Genomic DNA, 23,524 nt, shown 5'->3' with positions numbered 1-23,524 from the left:
TAAAATATTCCTTTAACAATCAGGGCAAATTTGTAGTATAGCATGGATATGGGGCTTGGCTATCATTTAACGATAATTTGTTTTTTAAGTGATATGGGTTGTTATGTTTAAGAAATTTGTCAAATGATCGTAACTCACTGAAAATTAATTATTTATTTTGATTTGGCAAATATTTTATGTAAACAAGCGTATATTTTTACAACTCGTTACATTTATTTGTGATAAAATTATTGAGATTCAAAATTTACCAAAAGGATATGCCATGGGTTTTATCCATGCTAAGCCAATGATGACTAGGAGTAATTTATGGGAATTTATTTAACGGCAACCGGTCTTTATAAACCTGCTTATCAAATTAGCAATGATGAGTTGGTGGCTGCATTTAATACTTATGTTGATAATTATAATGCCGAACACGCTAAGGCAATCGCAGCAGGTGATAAGGTGGCCCTTCAGCACTCATCAAGCGAATTCATCGAAAAGGCATCTGGTATCAAATCTCGTTATGTGATTGATAAAAAAGGAATTTTAGATCCCAAAATCATGGCGCCTATTTTTCCTGCTCGCAAACTTGGCGAGGAGTTGTCAGTGATGGCAGAGATGGGTTTAGCAGCACTCAAAGATGCTTTGGATCGTGCCAAGCTGACGGCTGATGACCTAGATGGTATTATTTGTGCATCATCAAATTTCCAGCGTTGCTATCCTGCCATCGCCATCGAGATTCAACATGCCATCGGTATGCAGCATGGCTTTGCTTATGATATGAATGTGGCTTGTAGTGCGGCGACTTTTGGCATTGCCCAAGCGGTAGGCAGCATCAAAGCAGGGCTTGGCAAAAAAATCGCTGTGCTAAATGTTGAAATTACCTCAGCGCATCTTAATTGGCGTAATCGTGATAGCCACTTTATTTTTGGTGATGTGGCGGCTGCGACGATCGTTGAGGAGTTGTCAACCCCAAAAGGTTATGAAATTCTTGACAGTAAGCTATACACACAATTTTCTGCCAATATTAAAAATGAGTACGGTTTTATGGATCGTAGCGAGTTTTTGGCAGCAGATACACAAATGTATGCAGACATCAAAGAGCCAGTTACTGATAAGCTTTTCTTACAAGAAGGGCGTAAGGTATTCCGTGAAGTTTGCCCCAAAGTTTCAGAAATCATTACCATACATTTGACCGAAAATAACTTATCAGCCGATCAAATTAAGCGTATGTGGCTACATCAAGCCAATATTAATATGATTGATTTGATTTTGCGTACGGTCGTTGGAAAAGATGCGGATAAATCCATTGCACCTGTTGTCATTGCAGAATATGGCAATACCAGTTCAGCAAGCCCTGTGGTAGCGTTCCATGAGACTCAAGACGGTGTTGAAAGCGAAGATCTATGCGTAATGTGTTCTTTTGGTGCTGGTTATTCAATTGGATCGGTATTACTCAAAAAAGTATAAAATTATAATTAATTATTAAGTTAAGATATATTAATTAACAAGACCAATCAAAAGCGTCTATTTAATCAGATACTTTTGAAATTTTATCCATAAATTCAGTCCAAACCTACAAAACCTATCAATGGCAATTAACTCACCTACAAAGGCAATGCCTTACGATAGTCGCTTCAGGTAGCTGAGTGGTTTGGTGATTACCAGCACAAACGATAATTAAGTTTTACTAATATACTATTTTGTTAAAAGATTTGTTGCTTCGTCAATCAAGCAATCAAAAAACATTTGTACAGACAAAAGGCATGGCGATCATGTCTTTTTTATTTTGGGCTTTTGGTTTACAATAGCTCGATGATAAGAATTTATTTTAATTGAGTAATTTATGAAAATTTATTTGGCAAGAAACCAAGTGCAGGCAGGACCGTATACACTCGAAGAGCTTAATACCATGTTAGCATCTGGTGAGGTACGGCTTGATGATTTGATTTGGCACTCACCAATGACCACTTGGCAACGCTTGGGCGACTTAACCCAAAATCAATCCTATTATCAGCCCAATAGTACGCTACCACCTAAACCAGCAACTTTGGCTGAGATTCAGCACAAAACCAAAACAAGAGGATTTGGTGATAATGTAGATTTTCACTCTGATCGCACCCAATCTACCGATAAACCTAAGCGTATCAGTGTAGATGAGCTGTATGGTAAAAAACCCGTTCAGCCGTCTGATGATACAAATGATCAGTCGTCCAGTCGAACATCTGATGTGGCGATTAGTCAGAATACGCAGGCAGTTTTGGCAACCATTGGTTCAAGATTTATGGCGGTGATGATTAACTTTGTGCTATTTATGTTGGCACTGATGCCTTTTTTACAGCAGTTTATGGCACTAAACCCTGATCCAGTTCTACTAAATACAGGCGATTTTGAGACACGCATGGCTTATGCCCAAGAATTGGCAACGCAGATACCTGCACAAACGATGACACTATCAAGCATTTTGATTGCTGCCTATTTAATCATTCAGCTTATCTTAATTATAGTCCGAGCACAGTCATTTGGTAAACTGGTCGCAGGCATTCGTACTGTAGATACAAAAACTTTAGAAAAACCAAATTTTTTCAAGCGATTTGTCTTGCGTGTTGTCGTGCTATTTTTTATCTATCAGTTGGCAAGTGCTCTGCCAATCGCCATTAATATGGCGCTGATTTTATTGATGATTAATTATATCATGGCAGCACGCAGCCCAATTAAACAAGGTTGGCATGACAAATTGGCAGGTACTATTGTTGTGAAGGCATCTGAGGTAAAATTTAAGAAAAAATCAGATAAGTGAGAAAATCATGACGCCAGAACAACAAGCCATTCTTGAGCGAGTACAGCTGCCCAATGACTGGAAGCAGGCGCTTGCACCTGCCTTGATTAGCGAAAATATGGATAAATTGCGTGATTTTTTAAAGATGCAATATCATCAACAAAAAAATATTTATCCCCCAAAAAATCAAATATTTAACGCATTTCATTTAACGCCATTATCTCAAGTTAAAGTGGTCATTTTAGGCCAAGACCCCTATCATGGCATAGGTCAGGCCATGGGGTTGTCTTTTTCGGTACCTAAACTTATCCCAAAACCGCCCAGCCTTCAAAATATCTTAAAAGAGCTATCAAATGATTTGGGCGTGCCCATCAGTCGTCATGGCGATCTTAGCTTTTGGGCTAAGCAAGGCGTATTACTGCTGAATGCCACCTTGACCGTTGAAGCAGGTCTTGCTGGCAGTCATCAAAAACAAGGTTGGGAGGAGTTCACTGATGCCGTCATTGAAGCCATTAATAATTATACCGACCAGACGGTTTTTATATTATGGGGCAGCTATGCAAAACATAAAGGTCGATTTATTGATACATCAAAACACTTGGTGCTAACCGCAAGCCATCCTTCACCTTTGGCGGCAAATCGTGGGGGATTTTTTGGCACTCGACCATTTTCACGCACAAACGAGTATTTGCAACGCCATGGCAAAACACCGATCAATTGGGCTTTGCCTCAATAGTTGCCAAATATGATAGTGCCATTTCATTACATTAATAATTCTAATATCAGTTATGATCAGTATCACTTTTGGTCGATGCATGATGTTGAGATGATGAATCGTGCTTTGGAGATTGCCAAACAAGGTGCTAAGTTTGGTGAAATTCCTGTCGGTGCAGTGGTTGTATACGAGGGTAGGATCTTAGGTGAAGGCTATAATTGCCCAATCACTACCCAAGATCCGACAGCACACGCTGAAATTGTGGCAGTACGGCGGGCGTGTGAGACGCTAAATAACTATCGCCTACCAAAAGGCTGTATACTTTATGTAACGCTAGAGCCTTGCACGATGTGCTTTGGTGCGCTGATTCATGCTCGCATAAGCCGTGTTGTGTTTGGTGCATTTGAACCGAAAGCTGGCGTTGTTGTAAGTCAGCTAAAATTACCAGAACAGGTGTTTTATAACCATCACTTAAGTGTTTATGGCGGACTTTTGGCAGATAAAAGTAGTGCCTTATTGAGTGGTTTTTTTAGGCAGCGACGCCAAGAAAAAAGAGCATTAAAAACCCAAGCCTAATAATTTAACATACCTTACCATATCTATGAAAAAACACAATTTTATGACTGATTTACAGATAAATTCAGATAAACCAATCATTATCACCATTGATGGCCCAAGCGGTGCGGGTAAAGGTACGCTGGCTTATCGGCTGGCAGAGCATTTTGGTTTTGAGCTATTAGATAGCGGTGCGTTGTATCGTATTGTTGGGCTGATGGCTTATCAAGCAGGATTACTTGATAACACCCCTGATGAGCTTGCCTTATCTGATTTGGTGCAGTCGCTTCATTTAAGTTTTTGCCCAAACGCTAAAACACGAGCCATTGATATTTATGTTGATAAAAAGCCATTGCGTGATGATATCCGTAATGAAACTGTCGGCGGCTATGCTTCTATTGTTGCAGCATTTCCAAAAGTACGCTCAGCACTGCTTGACTTACAAAGAAATATCGCAGATAACAAGCTTGGCTTGGTGGCAGATGGGCGAGATATGGGTACGGTGATTTTTCCTCATGCCCATGCAAAAATTTATCTCACTGCAAGCGCTCAGGCTCGTGCCAAAAGGCGTGTTACTCAATTAACTCAAGCAGGAAAACAGGCAAATTTTGATGATATATTGGCGGATATCATCGCACGAGATGAGCGAGATGAAAATCGATCAGTTGCCCCAAGTCGTCCTGCCGATGATGCGTTATTGATTGATAGTTCAGATAAGTCAGCCGATTTGGTTTTTGAAGAAGCAATGCAGTTTATAGAACAAAAATTATCTGAATGATGATACGCTGACTAAAAATAACTTTATTAATTAAGACTTTGCCATTTAAGTTTGTCATTTAAGAGATAAAACATAAAAAATACTATCTATTGGGATTATAATCTGCTATAATTAACAGGTTTAATATATTTTTGTGTTGTCATTAAGTTTAAAACCAGCATTTCTTAATGACTATACATCACTTGAACCGTACTGTGCTGGACAGGCTACGGCTAATTTTTAAGGTAAATATAATGGTATCATTTGCTGAACTGTTTGAAGCAAGCCAATCAGAACAAGGTCTTAACATTGAGCGTGGCTCAGTGATTTCAGGAACAGTCGTTGCTATTGACAGCGATTGGATTACAGTTGATACAGGTCTTAAATCTGAAGGTATCGTTGCTCGTGAAGAGTTCTTAAACGAAGCTGGCGAGCTTGAAGTGGCAGTAGGCGACAGCATTGATGTTGTAGTTGAAGCTGTAGATAACGGCATGGGTCAAACTGTGCTTTCACGCGAAAAAGCGAAGCGTGAAGAAAGCTGGCGTGCGCTTGAACAACTACACGAAAATGATGAAATCGTTAAAGGCGTTATTTCATCTAAAGTTAAAGGCGGTTTCACTGTTGAGATCGGTTCAGTGCGTGCATTCCTTCCAGGGTCATTGGTAGATGTTCGCCCAGTTCGTGAAACGACACACCTAGAAGGCAAAGAGCTTGAATTTAAAGTCATTAAAATTGATAAACAACGCAACAATATCGTTGTATCACGCCGTGCTGTTATGGAAGCTGAAAATTCAGCAGAGCGTGATGAGCTACTAGCCAAGTTAGAAGAGGGCATGGAAGTAGAAGGTATCGTTAAGAATCTAACTGAATATGGTGCATTTGTTGATTTAGGCGGTATTGATGGTCTATTGCACATCACCGATATGGCGTGGAAGCGTATCAAGCACCCATCAGAAGCAGTGGAAGTCGGTCAAGACCTTAAAGTAAAAGTTCTTAAATTTGACCGTGAGCGTAACCGTGTTAGCTTGGGTCTAAAACAATTGGGTGCTGACCCATGGACTGAAGTTGAGCAAACTTATCCAGTGGGTACCATCACCAAAGCGCGTGTAACCAACCTAACTGATTATGGCTGCTTTGCTGAAATCGCTGAAGGTATTGAAGGTTTGGTGCATGTCTCTGAAATGGACCATACGAACAAAAATATTCACCCATCAAAAGTTGTTCAAGTGGGCGATGAGGTGAATGTGATGGTTCTTGAGATTGATGGTGAGCGTCGCCGTATTAGCCTTGGTATCAAACAAACCATGCCAAATCCATGGGCTGAGTTTGATAAAAACCATGAAAAAGGTCAAAAAATCAGCGGTACCATCAAATCAATCACTGACTTTGGTCTGTTTATTGGTCTAGAAGGTGGTATTGATGGTTTGGTACACCTATCTGATATTTCATGGACTGAGTCTGGTGAGGAAGCCATCCGCAATTACTCAAAAGGTGATACCGTTGAGGCGGTCGTATTGTCTGTTGATGCAGAAGCAAACCGTATCAGCCTAGGCATTAAGCAGCTAAACTCTGATCCATTTAATGAATACTTGCTATCAAATGATCGTGGTGCTATCGTTAAAGGTACAGTAAAAGAAGTGGATGCTAAAGGTGCGGTGATTACTTTGGCCGATGAAGTTGAAGGTTATTTGCGTGTTGCAGATATTGCTCGTGAGCGTACCGAAGATGCCTCTAAAGTCTTGAGCGTTGGCGATGAAGTAGAAGCTAAAATTGTCGGCGTTGACCGTAAATCTCGCAATATTAGCCTATCAATCAAGGCAAAAGATGAAGCTGATGAGCGTCAAGCCATTAAAGAGCTTTCTAATACAGCAGCTGAAACACAGCCAAAAACACTTGGCGATATTTTCGGTGAGCAGCTTAAAGGTTGATTGTCCTGAATATGATTAAGCCTATTAAAAAGAGCGGTGTTGGTCATCGCTCTTTTTATTGCAGTAAATTGATTCAATATCATTTTTAACGGTTTGAATGTATTTTGAATGTGTGACATTTTAACAAAAAAATTATTTTCTTTTTTTGTGTTTTAAGTTATTATTTCCAGCTTTTTTGATAAAAAGCTTGATTTGTGATTGAGGTAGGTCGTATGCAAGCGGTAATAAATAAATCTAATTTGATTGCAAATTTGGCATCAGTCTGTGAAGAGTTAGAAGAAGATGTTGTTGATGAAGCAGTACGCCTAATGATTGCGATGATGGTTAATGAGTTGGTGTATGATGGGCGTATTGAAGTTAGAGGTTTTGGTAGCTTTTGTTTACATCACCGTTCTGCACGCATTGCTCGTAACCCACGCACAGGCGAGAGTGTCTCTGTTAAGGCCAAAGCCACTCCTTACTTTAAGCCTGGTAAGGCACTGCGTGAATCGGTGAATTTGGTTAATGACTGACTAAACAAAGGGTTAATTATGCATATTATTTTAATCATCCTATTGGTGCTGGCATTTGCTTATTCTTTGGCACTTGTCGTTCTCAATAATCAAGCAATCGCTGTTAATTTATTATTTTCAAGTGTTGCAAATATGAGCTTGGGTTTAGTTTTAGTTGCAACAATTTTTTTAGGCATTTTGATTGGGATTTTGCTTGCACTGTTATTATTTCGTGTTTTTCAAAATAAGTGGGAAATCAGTCGTCTCAAAAAAGAAAAAGCATCCATTCAAGCCAAGCTTGGTGAAGCCAATCTTCAACTGGCACAACAAGCTGAAGAAATTCGCAGATTAGAACTTGAGTATCAGACAAATAAGCCAACCTTGGCTGATGCTACTTTACAACAAGTTACCAATGATGGCTGTCATCATCCAAATTTATAACTCAATGCCTGATGAATGATGGCTGTTATTCTAAATTGCGAATGCCATTAAAATATGCTATGATTGCCGTCATAATTTAATAAAAAGCCACCATCTACGGCTTTTTATGATTGGTCACAAGGATATTTTATGGCAATTACCTCACCCATCATTGTAGCTGTTGATAAGCATAATTTAAACGATGCACTATCCTTGGCGGACAGCTTAGACCCAGCACTGTGTCGCCTAAAAGTGGGTAAAGAGTTATTTACTGTATGTGGTATCCAAATCATTAAGGCATTTCATGAGCGTGGCTTTGAAGTCTTTTTAGATTTAAAATTCCACGATATCCCAAATACCACAGCACAAGCAGTACTTTCGGCAGCTGATATGGGTGTATGGATGACCAATATTCATGCCATGGTTGGCACTGATACGATGCGTTTGTGCAAGAGCCGCTTACAAGATGGGGGCTATGATACATTATTGATTGCGGTCACTGTGCTAACTTCTATGACACAAGCTAATTTATCCGAGCTTGGCATTCAGCGTTCGGTGAGTGAGCAGGTATGCCATTTGGCAGGATTAACTCATGATTCAGGATTGGACGGCGTTGTTTGCTCAGCTCAAGAAGCACAGCTTCTGAAACAAAAATTTGGCAAACAGTTTAGACTAATTACGCCCGGCATTCGCTTGGTCGAGGATGCTAAAGATGATCAAGCTCGCATTTGCACACCAGCTCAAGCACTACAAAATGGCTCGGATTATTTGGTCATAGGGCGTTCAATTACAAATGCATCCAATCCTAATGATAAGCTTCATACAATCTTAGCTGGTATTTGATTTTACTAACATGATTAAGCCCTGTTACCAAACAGGGCTTAATTTATGGTAATGAATAAGTCTTTTTATTGATAGCGTGTTGGATCGGCAATCTTAGCATCCATAAAGCCTTGTTTACGCAGATGGCAGCTGTCGCAGTGACCACACGCACGGCCCAACGCATCGGCTTGATAGCATGAAACGGTCATTGAGTAGTCCACACCCAATGAGATACCAAGCGTTAAGGTATCGGCTTTTGATAAATTTTGTAATGGTGCAATAATGGATAGGTGGTTGCCTTGCCTACCTGAAACGGTAGCAAGGTTTGCCATAGTTTCAAAGGCAGCGATATAGTCAGGGCGACAGTCAGGATATCCTGAATAATCTACCGAACTTACGCCAATGATGATGGCGGATGCTTGCGTCACTTCAGCAACTGCCAACGCATAAGATAAAAAGATGGTGTTGCGTGCAGGTACATAAGTAATCGGTGCGACCTGATCAGCATCGCTATAGGTGACAGACTCATCGTGATTTGGCACCGATAGATTCATATCGGTCAATGCCGAGCCACCAAGTTTTGCGATATCAATATCAATGACATGATGTCTAACGCTAAGCTTTTTGGCGATATTTTGAGCGGCATGAAGTTCACTTGAATGGCGTTGGCCATAGCAAAAGCTGACCGCAGTGACAGTTTTAAATTGTGATTTTGCCCAGTACAGGCAGGTGGTCGAATCCAAACCGCCTGAAAATAATACAACGGCATTTTGGTTATTATTCATATGACATTTCATTGGATAAAGTTTCAAGAAAGATACTCCAAATTATGACATATTTCAACTATTTTTTAGGTAAATTCCTTTCATTAATACAAACACTGCCAAAGCATGATAAAATAAGTAGCCATAATCGATATAAATTTGCTGTACCGAGGAATGAATGGAAGTTGAGATTATCAAAATTATTCTAGCCTTTATCGTGCTGATTAACCCATCGGCAGCTTTGGCAATGTTCGTTAATTTTACGCATGGATACAGTTATGAGGATAAACGCCGTGTTGCACGGATTGCCAGTGCAACAGTGTTTATTGCGATTGCATTTTTTTCATTATTTGGTGAGATCATGTTGCGTGGTTTGGGCATCTCGTTGGGGTCGTTTCGAGTTGCAGGCGGTATCTTGCTATTTTTGATTGCACTTGGCATGATGAATGATGGTAATAATCCTGTCAAACCCAATGAAGATGAGCTGGAATTATCCCAGCCCAAGGCAAAAGATCCAAGCTCTTTGACTGGCATTGCCGTGGTGCCTCTGGCGATACCAATGATGGTTGGGCCTGGCGGTATTTCCACTGTCATTATCTACTCATCTCAAGTAAGTGGTATTGTGGGAATGTCGCTCATCATTGTTGCAGGTTTATGCATCAGTATTTTATGCTATTTGTCTTTAATGGCAGCAGGGCGGATTAGTAAATTGCTTGGCGATACTGGCTTAAATATCATCAATCGTATTATGGGGATTATTTTAGCAGCTGTGGCGATAGAAATCGTTGTGGCAGGTCTAAGAACCATTTTTCCAAATTTATTATAATCAGCCCAAATAATTAAAACCAAAAATATCTTTAATCTTCTTCTTGGATGGGCGTGTTTAGCCGATCACGGTTTGGCGATAGTTTCGCCAATAGCTTAGATGACATGGGCAAAATGCCCCCATCCATCAGATCAGCCAATATTTCGGCACAAAAAGGGGCAAAGCTAAAGCCTTTAGATCCCATGCCGTACAGACAAAAAATATGGTCACTATCGGAAAGTTTGCCGACCAAAGGGTGATAATCTGGCGTTTGGGCACGAATCCCAACACGACCTTCAAAATGAGTATCTTTAGAGATATTTAAAGACTGGCAATAGTTGGGCAAAGCTTGGCTAAATTTTTGAAAGTTACTAAGATGCTCATCATCGCTTAGCTTTGTTTCTGTATTATTGCGAATAAAGCTTGCGCCAAATAGTAAGGATTTTGATTGGCTCTTAGAGTCAAAAAACTCGGTGCTATAACCGTCGTATTTGATGGCGTTGGTCGCTTGAGTTGGCTTTTTTGGATCATCGCCGTTGGTAAGAGCAAGCCAAGTAACTTGACCACGAATTTTTCGGCAATTAAACAGCCGATTATCAATGAGATGGCTGGCAAATCCTGCAGCGATCACGACTTGATCAAAGCTGAAATTTTGATGACTTTGCCCATCAAAAGCTGTCAATACCACCCTATTTTCTTGCTCTTGAAAGCGTACGACCTTAAAAGGGTGATGTATAAAATGCTTTTTTAGTAACTTGGCAATGTTAATCGGGTATAAAATACCGCCCATGGGAATGTGTGCAACGATATCTGTTTGTCGCAGATCTTGGCCAAGTGCAGAACTGTCTTTTTGTGGATAGTGGGTACTGATTAACGACTTTGGATATTCATCAATCAGTGCTTGTCTTTTTTTGGCAGTTTTTTGACTGGGTAATAAAAAATCAAGAACGCCAATCTGATCAAATATTTGTGAGTACAAATTCATTGCTTTATAATGGCGATATGAATACAAAAAACTGACCGTAGGCAGGTGATTGGTGGCATGATCCAGCAAGGTTAGTTTGGGTGAAAATAATGCACACGGATTACCTGACGCACCTGCCATAATATCATCAGGCTCAAACAAATGCACCACATGCCCACGATAGCTTAAGGCAGCGGCGGTGCTTACGCCGCTGATACCGCCGCCGATAATTGCGATCTTTTTGGGCTTAAAACCTATCTGATAATGGTTTAAGGTAGGCTGATTTGGCATTGGTGCTGTGCATAGCATTTGTCTTTTTCGCCCAAAGCCTGCTGACTTAACCATATCAAACCCTGCATCAATCAAGCCACGGCGTACAAATCCTGCCGCAGTAAAGGTTGCAACTGTCGTCTTGCGATGTGAAAGCTGTGCCATCGCCTTAAATAGTGCATCACTCCACATATCTGGATTCTTGGCAGGGGTAAAACCATCCAAGAACCAAGCATCAATGCGTATGCTATGCTCATGTTGATTATTGGCAATTTCATTAAGGGTATCTAAAGCCTCACCAAACCATAAATCCAAAGTAATCTTTTCGCTCAGATGCAGTCGATGGCATCCTGCCAAAGGCAGTGGATAAACCTGAATCAACGCATCTACCCAATCGCCAAAACTGTCGTCAGTACGCCATGCAGATAATGCTTGTGCAAAATCATCATGACCAAGCGGATATTTTTCGGTACTAATAAAGTGTAATCGAGTAGATTTTGGGGCTATTTTTTGCCAAAGCTGGCAAACTGCCAAAAAGTTTAATCCTGTACCAAATCCAGTTTCGGCAATCACAAAACGCTCGTTTTTGGTTAACTGACCAAATCGTTCGGTTAACCGATTACCATGAATAAACACATGGTAAGTCTCGCTTAAACCGCCAGCTTGTGAAAAATAGATATCATCAAAATGCCGTGATGTGGGGATAAGACAACCATTGTGATCTTCTTTCCATACGATATCAGCGGTTTTTAGCGTGTCTGTCATGAGTTGCCTCATACTACTTAGGAAGAACTTGGATAAAAGGCCTAACATCGACATGATGATACACGCCTGCGATGATATAAGGATCTGCTTCTGCCCAAGCTTTGGCGGCATGAATATCCTCAAATTCAGCCACCACCACGCTACCACTCATGGCAGGCTCTCCATGTGCGATCGGCGTGGGACCAGCAAGAATGAGCCGATTGTGCGCCATCAGCGTATTTAAGCGTTCAAGATGTGCAGGTCTGGCTTTGGTACGTTGATCTAGGCTGTCAGCGACATCGTGACCAATAATGACAAATAACGGCATGTTTTCTCCTTGGACGAATCAGTGATTAAATATGGGGATACGGCGTTCATTTAGCGCCACTTTCCAAGCATCATCGTGTATCTGCTCACCAACAAGCATCGCTATAATGCCAAATTGATGGCTAGCTAATCGTTCTACTTTACGCACTATGCCACGATCAGGTACGGTATCGGTATTGATAATTAAATAAATTTGTGCCGATAAGTGCAAAGCGTCTGCAAGTAGCATCTTTATTTGTGCGTGTGTATCAATCACGCCAAAATCTTTTATGGCATTGATTGGAATTGGATGATGATAATAAGGCTTTTCAAGTGCAGCAATAACTAATCGATCGCTTAATACAATAGGTGCAATCGTTGTAGGCTTAGGCGACTGATAGTCATCTGCATTAATGATGGTTTGACGATAAAAATTCATCAAATTGGCATAATAGGGTGCTTTGGTATCAATACGAAACTGTTGGCGTGCTTTGATACGACTATATAAATATGCTGCCAAACGAGGCAAAATCGCATAGATGATAACGCTTGTCATCGCCAATATGGCAAATTGTGCAGGTGTCTGACTTGACGCACTGGGCAACACAATCCCCAACTGACTGGGAATATAGCCGATGATCGTTATCAAACGATCAAAATGATGATCGGTCAGCAGTGTCGATTCCCAGTGAAAACTGTAGCTTTTGAATAAAAATAAGCCCAGCATACCCAAAATGCTACCCATTAAGCCAAATAGCCAAGCGCCGTGTAAGATACTGGCAATCTGCCATCGCTTGATGGGTTTGATTGTATCATTTAAGACGCTAAAACAAACTTTTTGGATGTTTTTATCACAAGCACTTAGCTTCTCAATCAGCTTATTTTTAAGGGCGATATGTTCCACGACGCTGCTAAGCATCGATGGGCGGTGCGAAAATGCAAGTGATATCAGCCACCAAACCAAAGAAAGCGTATGCCAACCTAATAACGCTACCATCAAATAAAAAAAGTTAATCGCTTGAGTGCCAAGCAGACTTGCAACGCCAATGAGAGCGAAGATAAAATAAAGCAGATAAATCAGTCTGATGACACTTAAGATACCATGCTGTGTGTCTGATAATATCTGCATAATGCGTGCATCGCTGTCAATTTTTTGAGCTCGGATAAATAGCTTATCAAATGCTGTGCCATTTTCCAACTTAACAGCCTCGGTGATGATTTTTGGATCTTGGGTAAAAATATAATTTTGAGCTTCAAGCCGTCTGATTACTTCTAAATGCTGATGTGCTTTTTTAGTCTTGGTTGTCATGTTGCACTCTCATGAGCGTCAGGGCTGTAGTTCACTAAGCTTAGCATTTAGCTTGTCAAGCTTATTTTGTAGGTCTGCATCAGCTTTGAGTGTTAATTGTTTATTAAGTTTTTTAATTTGGGTACGCAGCTTGGCCGCAGCAATTGCATTTTTGGCATGGATTTCATCAATTTCAGTATTTTGGCGTTGGTTAAGTACATTCACCATGGCAGATTCAATGGTACTCACAACCGGCTTTGTGCCTTGTTCGATGGTCATGGCAACTCGGTCAAGATGCTGATGATAACGGCGACGCAGATGATTTTGTTCTGTGATTCTGTCAGCATCACTTAATTGACGCAAGTGCGGTATGACATCAATACAATCTACAGGGCAGGGGGCTAAGCATAGCTCACAGCCAGTACACAGATCGGTAATGATGCTGTGCATATGTTTGGCGGTACCGACGATGGCATCAACAGGGCAGGCGGGTATGCACTTGGTGCAACCAATACAGTCCGCTTCTTGGATGATGGCCCGTACTTCTTTGGGTCGGTTGGTTAGTGGATCGATTTGCCATTGGCTTGGGGTAGCAGGCTTGGTAGGCTTGTTTAGTATATTTGCAATGGTATCGGTTACGGATTGACCGCCTGGTACACATAAATTAATTGCTTCACCGTGCATGACAATGCCATAAGCATAAGGCAGGCAGCCATCATGATGACCGCATAAGCCGCATTGAGTTTGCGGTAAAGCAGCATCAATAGCGGCAATGCTCTGACGATCAGCATTGCTTAAGCTTTGTAAGTTTAATGGCTGAAATAAGATGGGTAAATTGTCTAAGCGTTCTGTCGTGTATGTAATCATGATATCTTATTAGTTAGGCAGTGACCACCGCTTGAATCAGTGAGCATGCGATGGTACCTTGATTTGGAATGGGTGGCAGCTGATCAATATCAAAAAATTGGGCATCGACAAGTTCATTACGCTGAATGTTGATTTGACCTTCTTTATAATTGGCGATAAAGCCAACCATCAGATTACTTGGATGGGGCCAAGGCTGACTATCAAAATATCGAATATCATCAATCAATAGTCCCACTTCTTCATATACTTCACGATGAACTGCCATGGACAGCGTTTCACCAACTTCAACAAAGCCTGCAATCAAGCCATAAATGCCACTTTTATGGTGGTGATGACGCGCCAAAAGAATTTGTTGTTTATGGGTTTTGGGATGAATGCGAGTGATGGCAACAATAATACAAGGCTGTACCCTAGGGTAGGCATGATGACGACATTTTGGGCAAATTTTAGCATGTTCTCCTTGGGGGTGGTGTGTCGTCTTAGCACCACAGCGACTACAAAACTGATGGTCATTGTGCCAACCGATCAGCATGATTGCACGAGCCATCAAGTTTAGCATCTTATTATCCATCACAGTCAAAAATTCACGAAAACTGACTATTTTTAGATTTCTGACTGTTTTGGTGTCATAGCCGTCACCATAAGCAAAAATCAACCCAAGCTTGATGGCATCATTGATATCCATGGCATGACTAATCGGCAACTGATTTGGTGAACACAAAAGTAAAGACTGCTTATGATGCGTTTCGGCAAAACCCAAATGAATGGCTTTGGTTGGTACATTGGACAACTTAAGCACAAATGGCAAACCATCGCTTGTACATAAAATACCATCGCCTTGTACGATCCAAATGTTCGCTGTCATGATAACACCTTGGCACGCCATAGAGCATCAGCCTCAATGTCAGACTCAGAAAGTGCCAGTGAGTCTGCATATTGAGATAAATCGTAAAATGCAGATCCTGTACTACGAGTATTGCTGCCACCAGTGTTATCATCGTCAATTGCCATTGCGATTTGACCGCCTGTCATCGCCAAATACACCTCAGCTAAGATCTCCGAGTCAAGCAACGCCCCATGAAAGGTACGATCTTTTTGACCGACGCCAAGCCGTTTTACTAGGGCATCCAAGCTGTTTTTTTGACCAGGGTACATTTGTTTGGCGAGTGCTAGTGTATCGGTAACTTTAACACTGTTTGCAAAATTACTTAAACCTGCACGGTTAAATTCCATGTTTAAAAATTTCATATCAAAGGCGGCATTGTGCGCAATGACCTCACTGCCTGCCATAAACTCATAAATCTGCTGAGCAACTTCAGCAAATTTGGGCTTATCTGCGACAAACGCATTACTGATGCCATGAACTTGTATGACTGCATCATCCATGTGTTTTTCAGGATTGATGTACACATGTAAAATATTGCCTGTGAATTTACGCCCAACCAATTCAACAATTCCGACCTCAACGATACGATCACCACCAGCTTCATTAAAACCTGTGGTTTCAGTATCCATGATCAGCTGTCTTTCGGGTGCGTCTCGATTGTCAGGCTTGGGTAAAATTGGCCAAAAATCAGTATTGGTACGACTGGTATCACCATCATAATCAGGGTTTTGGATGGTGTTGTAAGCATAGGGGTGTTTTGGTTTGGGTGTATTTATCATAAAATTTTCGTCATTGTGAACGATGGGATTGGGGAGGGTCTCATCTCCAAAACCATCAACGCCTTTATTGGCCAGTTGGTCTGCCATCTCATTGCCAGCATGACCAGCATGGCCTTTGATCCATTGCCAATCAATGATGCGATTTTGGGTCAGCTGATCCAATCGTTGCCATAGGTCTTGATTTAAGACAGGCTTGCCATCTGCTTTTTTCCAACCACGCAACTTCCAACCGCCAATCCACTGAGTTATGCCATCTTTAACATAGCCTGAATCTGTCCAAAGTTGCAGAGGAATCTGTGCAGGCGTTGCCTCCAAAGCTGTGATGGCAGCCATCAATTCCATGCGATTATTGGTCGTATCAGGCTCACCGCCCCACAGATGCCGCTCATCGCCATTGAAATAATGCAAATACACGCCCCAACCGCCTGCAGATACGCCTTGTTTTCCATTGCCTTTACAGGCGCCGTCGGTATAAGCGATATTAAGTTGGCTCATGGTGTTTGCTCGTATGATTGATAGTAATTAGACTATTATAAATCATTGAAGGATTTTGTGCGAATTTTTTGGTCTATGCAGAGACTTTGAGTGTGATATAATGCTTTATTTGCCGAAAATTAGATTGTTTATGATTCATCATGACACACCAAGCCATCGTTTTGACCGTTTATTTGACGCCAAATTTTTACATGCACCAAAAACTGTCCAAGACCAAGACAGACAAAACATTTTTCAATCACTGACCGCAAACACACCACTTTTTTTGGAAATTGGTGCAGGTAAGGGCAAGCATGCCATGCAATTTGCTGGCTTAAATGCAGACAAGTATTTGATCGCCATTGAAAGAACTCGTGAAAAATTTAACGCATTTCAAAAACAAGCCGCTCTTGGTGAATTGAATAATTTAACCTTCGTTCATGCTGATGCCATTACCTTTTGTGTACATTTTATTGCACCCAATTCGCTTGACGGCGTATTTATTTTGTATCCAAATCCTGAACCGCATAATAAAAATCAGCGCTGGCTTAATATGCCATTTTTTGAATTTTTATTATCTCGTCTAAAAGCTGGGGGATTTGTCAGGATTGCCAGTAATATTGAGTCTTATATTGATGAGGCGTGCCAGCTGTTGGACGAAGTTTGGCGGCTACCTTATACCAAGTATGCCATTGATTCAACATCAGCACGCACGCACTTTGAGATCAAATATTTGGCTCGTGGCGAGCTTTGTCAAGAAATTATTCTCACCAAACCTGCCTGCTATCAGACCAGATTTGATGATACGCCTGTAAAAGAGTAGGCTGTATGAAACCAAAAATTGCTGTGATTGGTGCGGGTGCTGCTGGACTTATGGCGGCTGAAGTGTTGTCTTTATACCCTGTATCGGTAGATGTCTATGAACACAAACCAACTGCCGCACGCAAAATACTGATGGCAGGCAAGACTGGTTTAAATATCTCGCACAGTGAGCCTTTTGAGACTTTTGTGGATCGTTACACGCCAAATGATTGGCTGACCGGGTATTTACAGTCATTTCATGCCGATCATATCGTTGCGTGGATGGCATCTTTGGGTATCGAAAGCTACATTGGTTCATCTGGCAGGATTTTTCCAGTAGAAATGAAAGCCTCAAAACTGGTTCGTGCTTGGCTATCTCGGCTAAATGGTCGGGGCGTTCGGTTTTATTATCGCCATCGCTGTACTCAGATATCAGGCAGGGTATTAAGCTTTGATAAACTTGATGCTAAGGCGGAGCTTATTGACTCTTTTTGTGCTAACTATGATGCGGTTATCTTAGCGTGTGGCGGTGGGTCATACCGAGCACTTGGCAGTGATGGTGCTTGGCAGCAGTGGTTTGATAAAGATTTATTAACACCTTTATATGCCAGTAATGTCGGCGTGCTGGTTGATTGGTCGTCTTTTATGGTGCCGTTATTTGGTCAGCCATTAAAGCGTATTCAAATCAGTGTAGGGAAAAAGTCGTATCAAGGGGATGCCATCATCAGCCATTATGGACTAGAAAGCGGACTGATTTATCGTCTCAATCGGGCAATGCGTTGCTGTCAAAAAGAAAATGGCTTTCATTTATCGGTCGATCTGATGCCTGATAAATCTGTTGATACCATTCATCATATTTTAAGCCAAACTAAAAGAAAATCGCTGAATACCTTACTCAAAAAAGCTGGTCTAGATGCTGTTAAAATCTCTATCTTAAGGGAGTGTACGCCTAAGGCAGATTGGTCGGATACCGCCAAAATGGCAGTGCATATCAAAAACTTAACCATTCAAGCGACAGGTTTTCGACCAATAGATGAAGCGATCAGTACTGGCGGCGGCATCAAACGCATTGCTCTAGGCAATGATCTACAGCTTATCAAAGAGTCAGGTGTATTTTGTGCTGGCGAGATGCTTGATTGGGACGCACCAACAGGCGGCTATTTATTAACCGCTTGTATGGCAACAGGGCGTGCGGCAGCTTATGGTGCTTTACAGTTTTTAAATATTGACCAGTAAAAAAGTGATTAAAACAAAATCATCAAGCCAAATTGTGCTGGTATTTTATTCATTTATTTTAATATTGATTAATGAGTTAATTAATAAATTTTTTAACCAGTGCGTCACTGTCGGTGCGTGCATTCAGTGCTACCAATAAGGCATAAGCACCAATAAATTTACGACTGATGAACATCATTTCTTTGGGTGGTAGGCTAAATTCACGCGACTGCATACCATTTTTGGCGGCATTCATTACTCTGGCATATAAATCGCTACCTGACCAAATATATAAGCCTTGCTCATCTAAATGTGAAGAATGACCGCCATGGCGTGTCTTAAGTGCCTGCGCATGAGCAAAAGGCTCGCAAGCCATCAAAAATACTTCTGCTATATCAGATTTGGGTTTACCGTTTAACTGATCAAAAAAAGCATAGCCTGTCATGGCTGCCATCATCTGTTGTTTGTCTTGATGATAGCCTGCACTAATCAGCCCATACGCGATACTCAAAAGATGATCGTCAAATTGCTTGATTGCCCCAAAGTCTAATAAGATAAGCTTATCAATGCCATCTTCATAGCGTACCAAATAATTGCCAAAGTTTGGATCGGTCTGCATCTCGCCCCATTCAAATAACTCACGCATGAAAATTTCGATGGCGGCTTGTCCAAGTGCATTTTTACGGTCTTGGGGTAGGGTGGTGATGATTGGATCATTTAACGAAATACCCGCTTCAAAGCTCATGCAAATCAATCGGTTAGTACTATAATTATCATAAATTGTCGGCACAATATAACGCTCATCATCTGCCAAATAATGAGCAAAACGCTTGGTGGTTTCTGCCTCAAGCCGATAATCCACTTCACGGTGCAAAAGCTCACCGATCTCCTCAAACCAAGCATCCAATGCTTTGGTCTGTGGTACTGCATTGGTAATTTTTAATAAATGCTTAAAGATAGATAAATCAGAATCAATTGAATCGGCAACCCCTGGATATTGTACTTTAAGTACAACATCTTGACCGCTGTATTTATGTACAGCTTTATGAACCTGTGCTAAGCTTGCCGTACCTATGGGTGTGCGGTCGATATCAAAGTCAGCGATTTGCTCACCAAGTTCTGCTTTAAGTGTCGCATAAATGACATGCCAAGACAGCGGCGTCGTTTGAGCATCCAGTGTATGCAAGGCATTTAAGACTGCCTTGGGTAGAAAATGCTCGCCATATAGTGCAAGCATTTGACCGACTTTGACGACCGAACCCTTTAATTTACCAAGCTCACCTACCAAATAATCCGCTTGTTCTTGCATTAAAGTATGCTTGGCAATCTCTCGCTCTTCTTTGGTCATCAAAAGACCGTTCATGCTGGACTTTGCCCAATTTTTACCGATATTTAAAGAAGTTTTTGCAATCGATAGACGGCGTGAAAAAGGCGAAGTTTTGAGTTTATTCAGTGGTTGGCTCATTGTTGTGATGCAATAAATAATATGGTTATCAATGGTTGCATTATAGCAAATTTCTATTCATTTAACATCTGTCAAACCTAAAAGATATTTGACAAAAACAAAAAAGATGGTTAAACCATCTTTTTTGTTGATTAAATCAGCGTTTGATGGCACGCCAGCCGATATCACGGCGATATTGCATGCCATCAAAATAAATACGCTCAATGGCAGCCAAGGCATCTTTTTGGGCGGTTTGAATATCATCTGCCAGTGCTGTGACGCATAAAACCCGCCCACCATCAGTCACGATGGCATCACCTGATTGTTTGGTGCCAGCATGGAAGATTTTTAAGCGGTCTGTTTGGGTATCAAGTCCTGTAATGATATCGCCTTTGATGCTGGATTCAGGATAGCCACGACTTGCCAAAACCACACCCAAAGCCACTTGATCCAACCACTGAGCTTCGTTTGGTAAATTCCCCAAAAGACCTGCTTGGATTAGGCGAGTCAAAGAGCTTTTAAGACGCATCATAATCGGCTGAGTCTCTGGATCACCAAATCGGCAATTAAACTCAATCACATAAGGGTCGTTATGCTCGTCGATCATCAGCCCTGCATACAAAAATCCTGTATAAGGCGTGCCATTGGCCTTCATCACCTCAACAACAGGGCGAATTACCCGCTCAATCACTTTATCATGCACCATCTGCGTGACGACAGGTGCTGGTGAGTATGCACCCATGCCACCTGTATTAGCACCAGTATCACCCTCAAAAATACGCTTATGGTCTTGGCTGGTTGCCATCGGTAGGATATTTTCGCCATCAATCATGCAAATAAATGATGCTTCTTCACCCGATAAAAATTGCTCAATGACCACACGGCTGCCTGCATCACCAAATTTATTGCCATCAAGCATATCATCAATTGCATCAAAAGCTGTCGCTTCATCCATGGCGACGATCACGCCTTTACCTGCTGCCAAGCCATCTGCCTTGATGACGATAGGTGTACCTTTTTCACGCACATAACGCTTGGCGGCTTCAATTTCTGTAAAGACTTGGTAATACGCTGTGGGAATGCCATATTTTTGCATAAATTCTTTGGCGAATGCTTTTGAGCCTTCAAGCTGAGCACAGTATTTTGTTGGGCCCCAAACAGCAATGCCTGCTTGACGCAAATCATCTACCACACCAGCAACCAGCGGTGCTTCAGGTCCAACAACGACAAATTGGATGTCATGTGTTTGGCAAAATGCAATCAGTGCGTTATGATCGGTAATATCCAAATCAACATTTTGTAATTTTGGCTCAATAGCAGTACCGGCATTACCACGCGCAACATAGACAATCTTAACTGCATCATCTTTTGCACAAGCCCATGCCAATGCATGCTCACGGCCCCCTGTGCCGAGTACCAAAATTTTCATCATTCCCCCAAGTATTTGTTTAACATTGGTGCTTATTGTAACAAAAATTTGGAAGATCGCCAATGAAGTTCTAAAAAAATCGTCAGTTATTTTGGCGTGTGATCTTTAGACAATATGAATAGTGTAAGATTCTGTATCGAGCTTGGCGACGAGCGTATCGCCACTGACAAGTCTGCCAACACCTTTGGGCGTGCCTGTATAAATAATGTCACCTTGACGCAAGCCGAATTTTTCATGCAAAAAATTCAATTGATAAGTTATATCAAATAAAAGCTTATCTGTGCTATCGTCTTGGCGGATATCGCCATTGACCATCAGTGATAATTGATGTGTTGTTGGTATGCCTTTGGTTAAGACAGATAGCCAAGCAGCATGGCGAAAGCCTTTGGCAGTTGTCCACGGCATTCCTTTGGTTTTTAGGGCATTTTGGATATCTCGTGCTGTCAAATCAAGCCCAATCCCATATCCTGCAATACAGCTTAGATCAGGAATTTGGTCATCTGCCACATCTTGATCGATATAAACAACCAGCTCAACTTCATGATGGATATCTTCTGAATAGCCTGGTAATCTTAGGGTGTTATCGGTGGTCAGTGCTGTGGTTGGCTTTAAAAATACCAAAGGTTCGCCTGTTGGTGTATTGCCAAGCTCGCTGATATGCTCAGCATAGCTACGACCAATGCAATAAATATTATTGACAGGGGCGGTGCTGCCATCTTTAAATGTGATGTGCTTCATAAAAATCCTCAAAGCGTATGTCAGCAGTTTTACGAAATGATGTTGCCATCACACCATCAAGCGTTAAGCTTGGCAGTGTTCACTAATTAGCCCCGTCAGATAAGGGTAGTAATAGTTTGGTAAGTCATGCCCCATGCCATCAACCAATACAAAACGAGCATTTGGAATGACTTTGGCAAGAAATTTACCGTGGCTTGGTGCAACTAAACCATCTTTATTGCCATGAATAACCAAAGTATTAGCACGGATCTGCTTGGTAAAGCGTAATATCGAACCTGATGCCAAAATAGCAGTCAGCTGTTGTGAGACGCCTAATGGATGAAAATTTCTTTGGTAGCGTTTTTCGGCAATGGCACGCGTACCTTTGATGTCCAAATGGCCAGGCGATCCAACCGCTGTCATAAACCATACGCTGTGGCGAACCATATCTCTTTCTGAATGACTTTCAGGGCGACGGACAAATGTCATGAATTGCTTGGGGTTTGGCGGCCTTAAAAATGCCCGATTGGATGTAGAAAATAGCAGTACTAAATTTTTGATATATTTAGGATAGCGTGCTGCCACAATCTGTGCGATCATACCACCCATCGAAGCCCCAATAAGATTGACATTATGAAGCTGCATGGTTTTGATTAGGCGTGCTGCATCTTCTGCCATATCTGTTAGAGTATAGGCAACTGGCTCTGAGCGATTGGATAGACCTGCCTGCATTTTTAGCATCATTTTGAAGGTATTGAGTCTTGGTAGGCCATCAATTTGGATTTTACTTGATAGGCCTGTATCACGATTATCAAAGCGTATGACAAAAAATCCAGCATCAATAAATCGCTTTAAAAACTGGTCTGACCAAAACATCATTTGTGAGCCAAGGCCTGTAATAAAGATCATTGGTGGATGCTCGGGGTTGCCGCCTGCTTCCACACAAAGCTTAATACCTTCACCGATATCAATGATGGCTTGAAATAGATGTTCTGACAGATCAGAAGGATACCAGTGAATATCTCCAAATTTTTGCCAGCTGTTAGGTGGTGTGATGGGGCGATTGATACTCATGATGGCTTAAATTTCCACCATTTCAAAATCTTCTTTACCAACGCCGCATTCAGGGCAAAGCCAATCATCAGGCACATCCTCCCAGCGTGTACCAGGTGCAAGCCCTTCTTCGGGGCAACCTAGCGCCTCATCATAAATCCAGCCACATACAATACATTGATATTTTTTCATAATCACCTTTGACCGTCAAAAGTCCACCAAATTCCCAAAAGATTTGGTTATTGGGTAAATAAAATACCCAATTAGTT

At 41.5% G+C, this 23,524-nt stretch carries 24 protein-coding genes; 12 read left to right on the top strand and 12 right to left on the bottom strand.

Features of this window, described 5'->3' with window-relative positions; all coding sequences use genetic code 11:
• The first annotated feature begins 306 nt into the window (after nt 1–306).
• The 9 genes from HMPREF2573_RS07575 (at nt 307) to pyrF (ending at nt 8,470) form a co-directional block, all read left to right on the top strand.
• Complete coding sequence (locus tag HMPREF2573_RS07575) at nt 307–1,452, top strand: beta-ketoacyl-ACP synthase III (protein ID WP_003659694.1); 1,146 nt, start codon at nt 307–309, stop codon at nt 1,450–1,452.
• Nucleotides 1,453–1,828: 376 nt separating this feature from the next.
• Nucleotides 1,829–2,782, top strand: a complete 954-nt coding sequence (locus HMPREF2573_RS07570) for an RDD family protein (protein WP_003659696.1) — start codon at nt 1,829–1,831, stop codon at nt 2,780–2,782.
• Between the two features lie 7 nt (nt 2,783–2,789).
• On the top strand, nt 2,790–3,497 hold the full coding sequence (ung, locus tag HMPREF2573_RS07565) for a uracil-DNA glycosylase (protein ID WP_003659698.1): 708 nt from the start codon (nt 2,790–2,792) through the stop codon (nt 3,495–3,497).
• Between the two features lie 9 nt (nt 3,498–3,506).
• Nucleotides 3,507–4,052 (top strand): tRNA adenosine(34) deaminase TadA, encoded by a 546-nt coding sequence (gene tadA, locus HMPREF2573_RS07560; protein WP_100190769.1) that lies wholly within the window; start codon nt 3,507–3,509, stop codon nt 4,050–4,052.
• Nucleotides 4,053–4,095: 43 nt separating this feature from the next.
• A complete protein-coding gene (cmk, locus tag HMPREF2573_RS07555) occupies nt 4,096–4,809 on the top strand; it encodes a (d)CMP kinase (protein WP_003658292.1) in 714 nt (237 codons plus the stop codon).
• Between the two features lie 230 nt (nt 4,810–5,039).
• Nucleotides 5,040–6,716, top strand: a complete 1,677-nt coding sequence (gene rpsA / locus HMPREF2573_RS07550) for a 30S ribosomal protein S1 (RefSeq protein ID WP_162837132.1) — start codon at nt 5,040–5,042, stop codon at nt 6,714–6,716.
• 212 nt (nt 6,717–6,928) lie between these two features.
• The gene (locus tag HMPREF2573_RS07545; RefSeq protein WP_003658286.1) at nt 6,929–7,228 is read left to right on the top strand and encodes an HU family DNA-binding protein; all 300 of its coding nucleotides are present in this window, start codon (nt 6,929–6,931) and stop codon (nt 7,226–7,228) included.
• 18 nt (nt 7,229–7,246) lie between these two features.
• A complete protein-coding gene (locus HMPREF2573_RS07540) occupies nt 7,247–7,648 on the top strand; it encodes a lipopolysaccharide assembly protein LapA domain-containing protein (RefSeq protein ID WP_003658285.1) in 402 nt (133 codons plus the stop codon).
• Between the two features lie 129 nt (nt 7,649–7,777).
• The gene (gene pyrF / locus HMPREF2573_RS07535) at nt 7,778–8,470 is read left to right on the top strand and encodes an orotidine-5'-phosphate decarboxylase (protein ID WP_003673820.1); all 693 of its coding nucleotides are present in this window, start codon (nt 7,778–7,780) and stop codon (nt 8,468–8,470) included.
• A 65-nt stretch (nt 8,471–8,535) separates the two neighbouring features.
• Here pyrF and queC read toward each other — a convergent pair whose 3' ends face one another.
• Nucleotides 8,536–9,234 (bottom strand): 7-cyano-7-deazaguanine synthase QueC, encoded by a 699-nt coding sequence (gene queC, locus HMPREF2573_RS07530; RefSeq protein ID WP_003658281.1) that lies wholly within the window; start codon nt 9,232–9,234, stop codon nt 8,536–8,538.
• A 157-nt stretch (nt 9,235–9,391) separates the two neighbouring features.
• Between queC and HMPREF2573_RS07525 the strand changes: the two genes are divergently transcribed.
• Complete coding sequence (locus tag HMPREF2573_RS07525; protein ID WP_003658280.1) at nt 9,392–10,039, top strand: MarC family protein; 648 nt, start codon at nt 9,392–9,394, stop codon at nt 10,037–10,039.
• Between the two features lie 31 nt (nt 10,040–10,070).
• Here HMPREF2573_RS07525 and mnmD read toward each other — a convergent pair whose 3' ends face one another.
• Genes mnmD through dnaQ form a run of 6 tightly spaced genes read right to left on the bottom strand, consistent with a single transcriptional unit; the run spans nt 10,071 to nt 16,617 of the window.
• The gene (mnmD, locus tag HMPREF2573_RS07520) at nt 10,071–12,017 is read right to left on the bottom strand and encodes a tRNA (5-methylaminomethyl-2-thiouridine)(34)-methyltransferase MnmC2 (protein WP_042510320.1); all 1,947 of its coding nucleotides are present in this window, start codon (nt 12,015–12,017) and stop codon (nt 10,071–10,073) included.
• 13 nt (nt 12,018–12,030) lie between these two features.
• The gene (locus HMPREF2573_RS07515) at nt 12,031–12,324 is read right to left on the bottom strand and encodes a YciI family protein (RefSeq protein ID WP_042510321.1); all 294 of its coding nucleotides are present in this window, start codon (nt 12,322–12,324) and stop codon (nt 12,031–12,033) included.
• 18 nt (nt 12,325–12,342) lie between these two features.
• The gene (locus tag HMPREF2573_RS07510; protein WP_003659711.1) at nt 12,343–13,611 is read right to left on the bottom strand and encodes a DUF2868 domain-containing protein; all 1,269 of its coding nucleotides are present in this window, start codon (nt 13,609–13,611) and stop codon (nt 12,343–12,345) included.
• A gap of 18 nt (nt 13,612–13,629) precedes the next feature.
• Nucleotides 13,630–14,457, bottom strand: coding sequence for an RnfABCDGE type electron transport complex subunit B (locus HMPREF2573_RS07505; RefSeq protein ID WP_003659712.1), 828 nt, complete (start codon nt 14,455–14,457; stop codon nt 13,630–13,632).
• 13 nt (nt 14,458–14,470) lie between these two features.
• On the bottom strand, nt 14,471–15,322 hold the full coding sequence (nudC, locus tag HMPREF2573_RS07500; protein WP_003659714.1) for an NAD(+) diphosphatase: 852 nt from the start codon (nt 15,320–15,322) through the stop codon (nt 14,471–14,473).
• Nucleotides 15,319–16,617, bottom strand: a complete 1,299-nt coding sequence (dnaQ, locus tag HMPREF2573_RS07495; protein WP_003658268.1) for a DNA polymerase III subunit epsilon — start codon at nt 16,615–16,617, stop codon at nt 15,319–15,321. The genes nudC and dnaQ overlap by 4 nt, the downstream gene beginning before the upstream one ends.
• A 130-nt stretch (nt 16,618–16,747) precedes the next feature.
• Between dnaQ and HMPREF2573_RS07490 the strand changes: the two genes are divergently transcribed.
• Together HMPREF2573_RS07490 and HMPREF2573_RS07485 are read left to right on the top strand one after the other, a co-directional pair.
• Nucleotides 16,748–17,419: a tRNA (guanine(46)-N(7))-methyltransferase TrmB gene (locus HMPREF2573_RS07490; RefSeq protein ID WP_003673822.1), complete on the top strand. Its 672-nt coding sequence runs from the start codon at nt 16,748–16,750 to the stop codon at nt 17,417–17,419.
• Between the two features lie 5 nt (nt 17,420–17,424).
• Complete coding sequence (locus HMPREF2573_RS07485) at nt 17,425–18,633, top strand: TIGR03862 family flavoprotein (RefSeq protein ID WP_003658264.1); 1,209 nt, start codon at nt 17,425–17,427, stop codon at nt 18,631–18,633.
• A gap of 76 nt (nt 18,634–18,709) precedes the next feature.
• Here HMPREF2573_RS07485 and HMPREF2573_RS07480 read toward each other — a convergent pair whose 3' ends face one another.
• From HMPREF2573_RS07480 to rd, 5 genes are all read right to left on the bottom strand, one after another.
• Nucleotides 18,710–20,077 (bottom strand): ABC1 kinase family protein, encoded by a 1,368-nt coding sequence (locus tag HMPREF2573_RS07480; protein WP_003658263.1) that lies wholly within the window; start codon nt 20,075–20,077, stop codon nt 18,710–18,712.
• 136 nt (nt 20,078–20,213) lie between these two features.
• Entirely contained in the window at nt 20,214–21,485 is a 1,272-nt protein-coding gene (gene purD / locus HMPREF2573_RS07475; RefSeq protein ID WP_003673103.1) for a phosphoribosylamine--glycine ligase, read from the bottom strand.
• 105 nt (nt 21,486–21,590) lie between these two features.
• Nucleotides 21,591–22,223 (bottom strand): fumarylacetoacetate hydrolase family protein, encoded by a 633-nt coding sequence (locus tag HMPREF2573_RS07470; protein ID WP_003666245.1) that lies wholly within the window; start codon nt 22,221–22,223, stop codon nt 21,591–21,593.
• Between the two features lie 63 nt (nt 22,224–22,286).
• Nucleotides 22,287–23,276 (bottom strand): alpha/beta fold hydrolase, encoded by a 990-nt coding sequence (locus tag HMPREF2573_RS07465; RefSeq protein WP_003658259.1) that lies wholly within the window; start codon nt 23,274–23,276, stop codon nt 22,287–22,289.
• A 6-nt stretch (nt 23,277–23,282) separates the two neighbouring features.
• Nucleotides 23,283–23,447, bottom strand: coding sequence for a rubredoxin (gene rd, locus HMPREF2573_RS07460; protein ID WP_003658257.1), 165 nt, complete (start codon nt 23,445–23,447; stop codon nt 23,283–23,285).
• Nucleotides 23,448–23,524: the final 77 nt, after the last annotated feature.

Origin of the sequence: Moraxella sp. HMSC061H09, from assembly GCF_001809255.1 — a bacterium.
Lineage (GTDB): Bacteria > Pseudomonadota > Gammaproteobacteria > Pseudomonadales > Moraxellaceae > Moraxella > Moraxella catarrhalis.
Note: the sequence above shows the minus strand (reverse complement) of the source record. Positions and strands in the feature narration are given on the sequence as shown.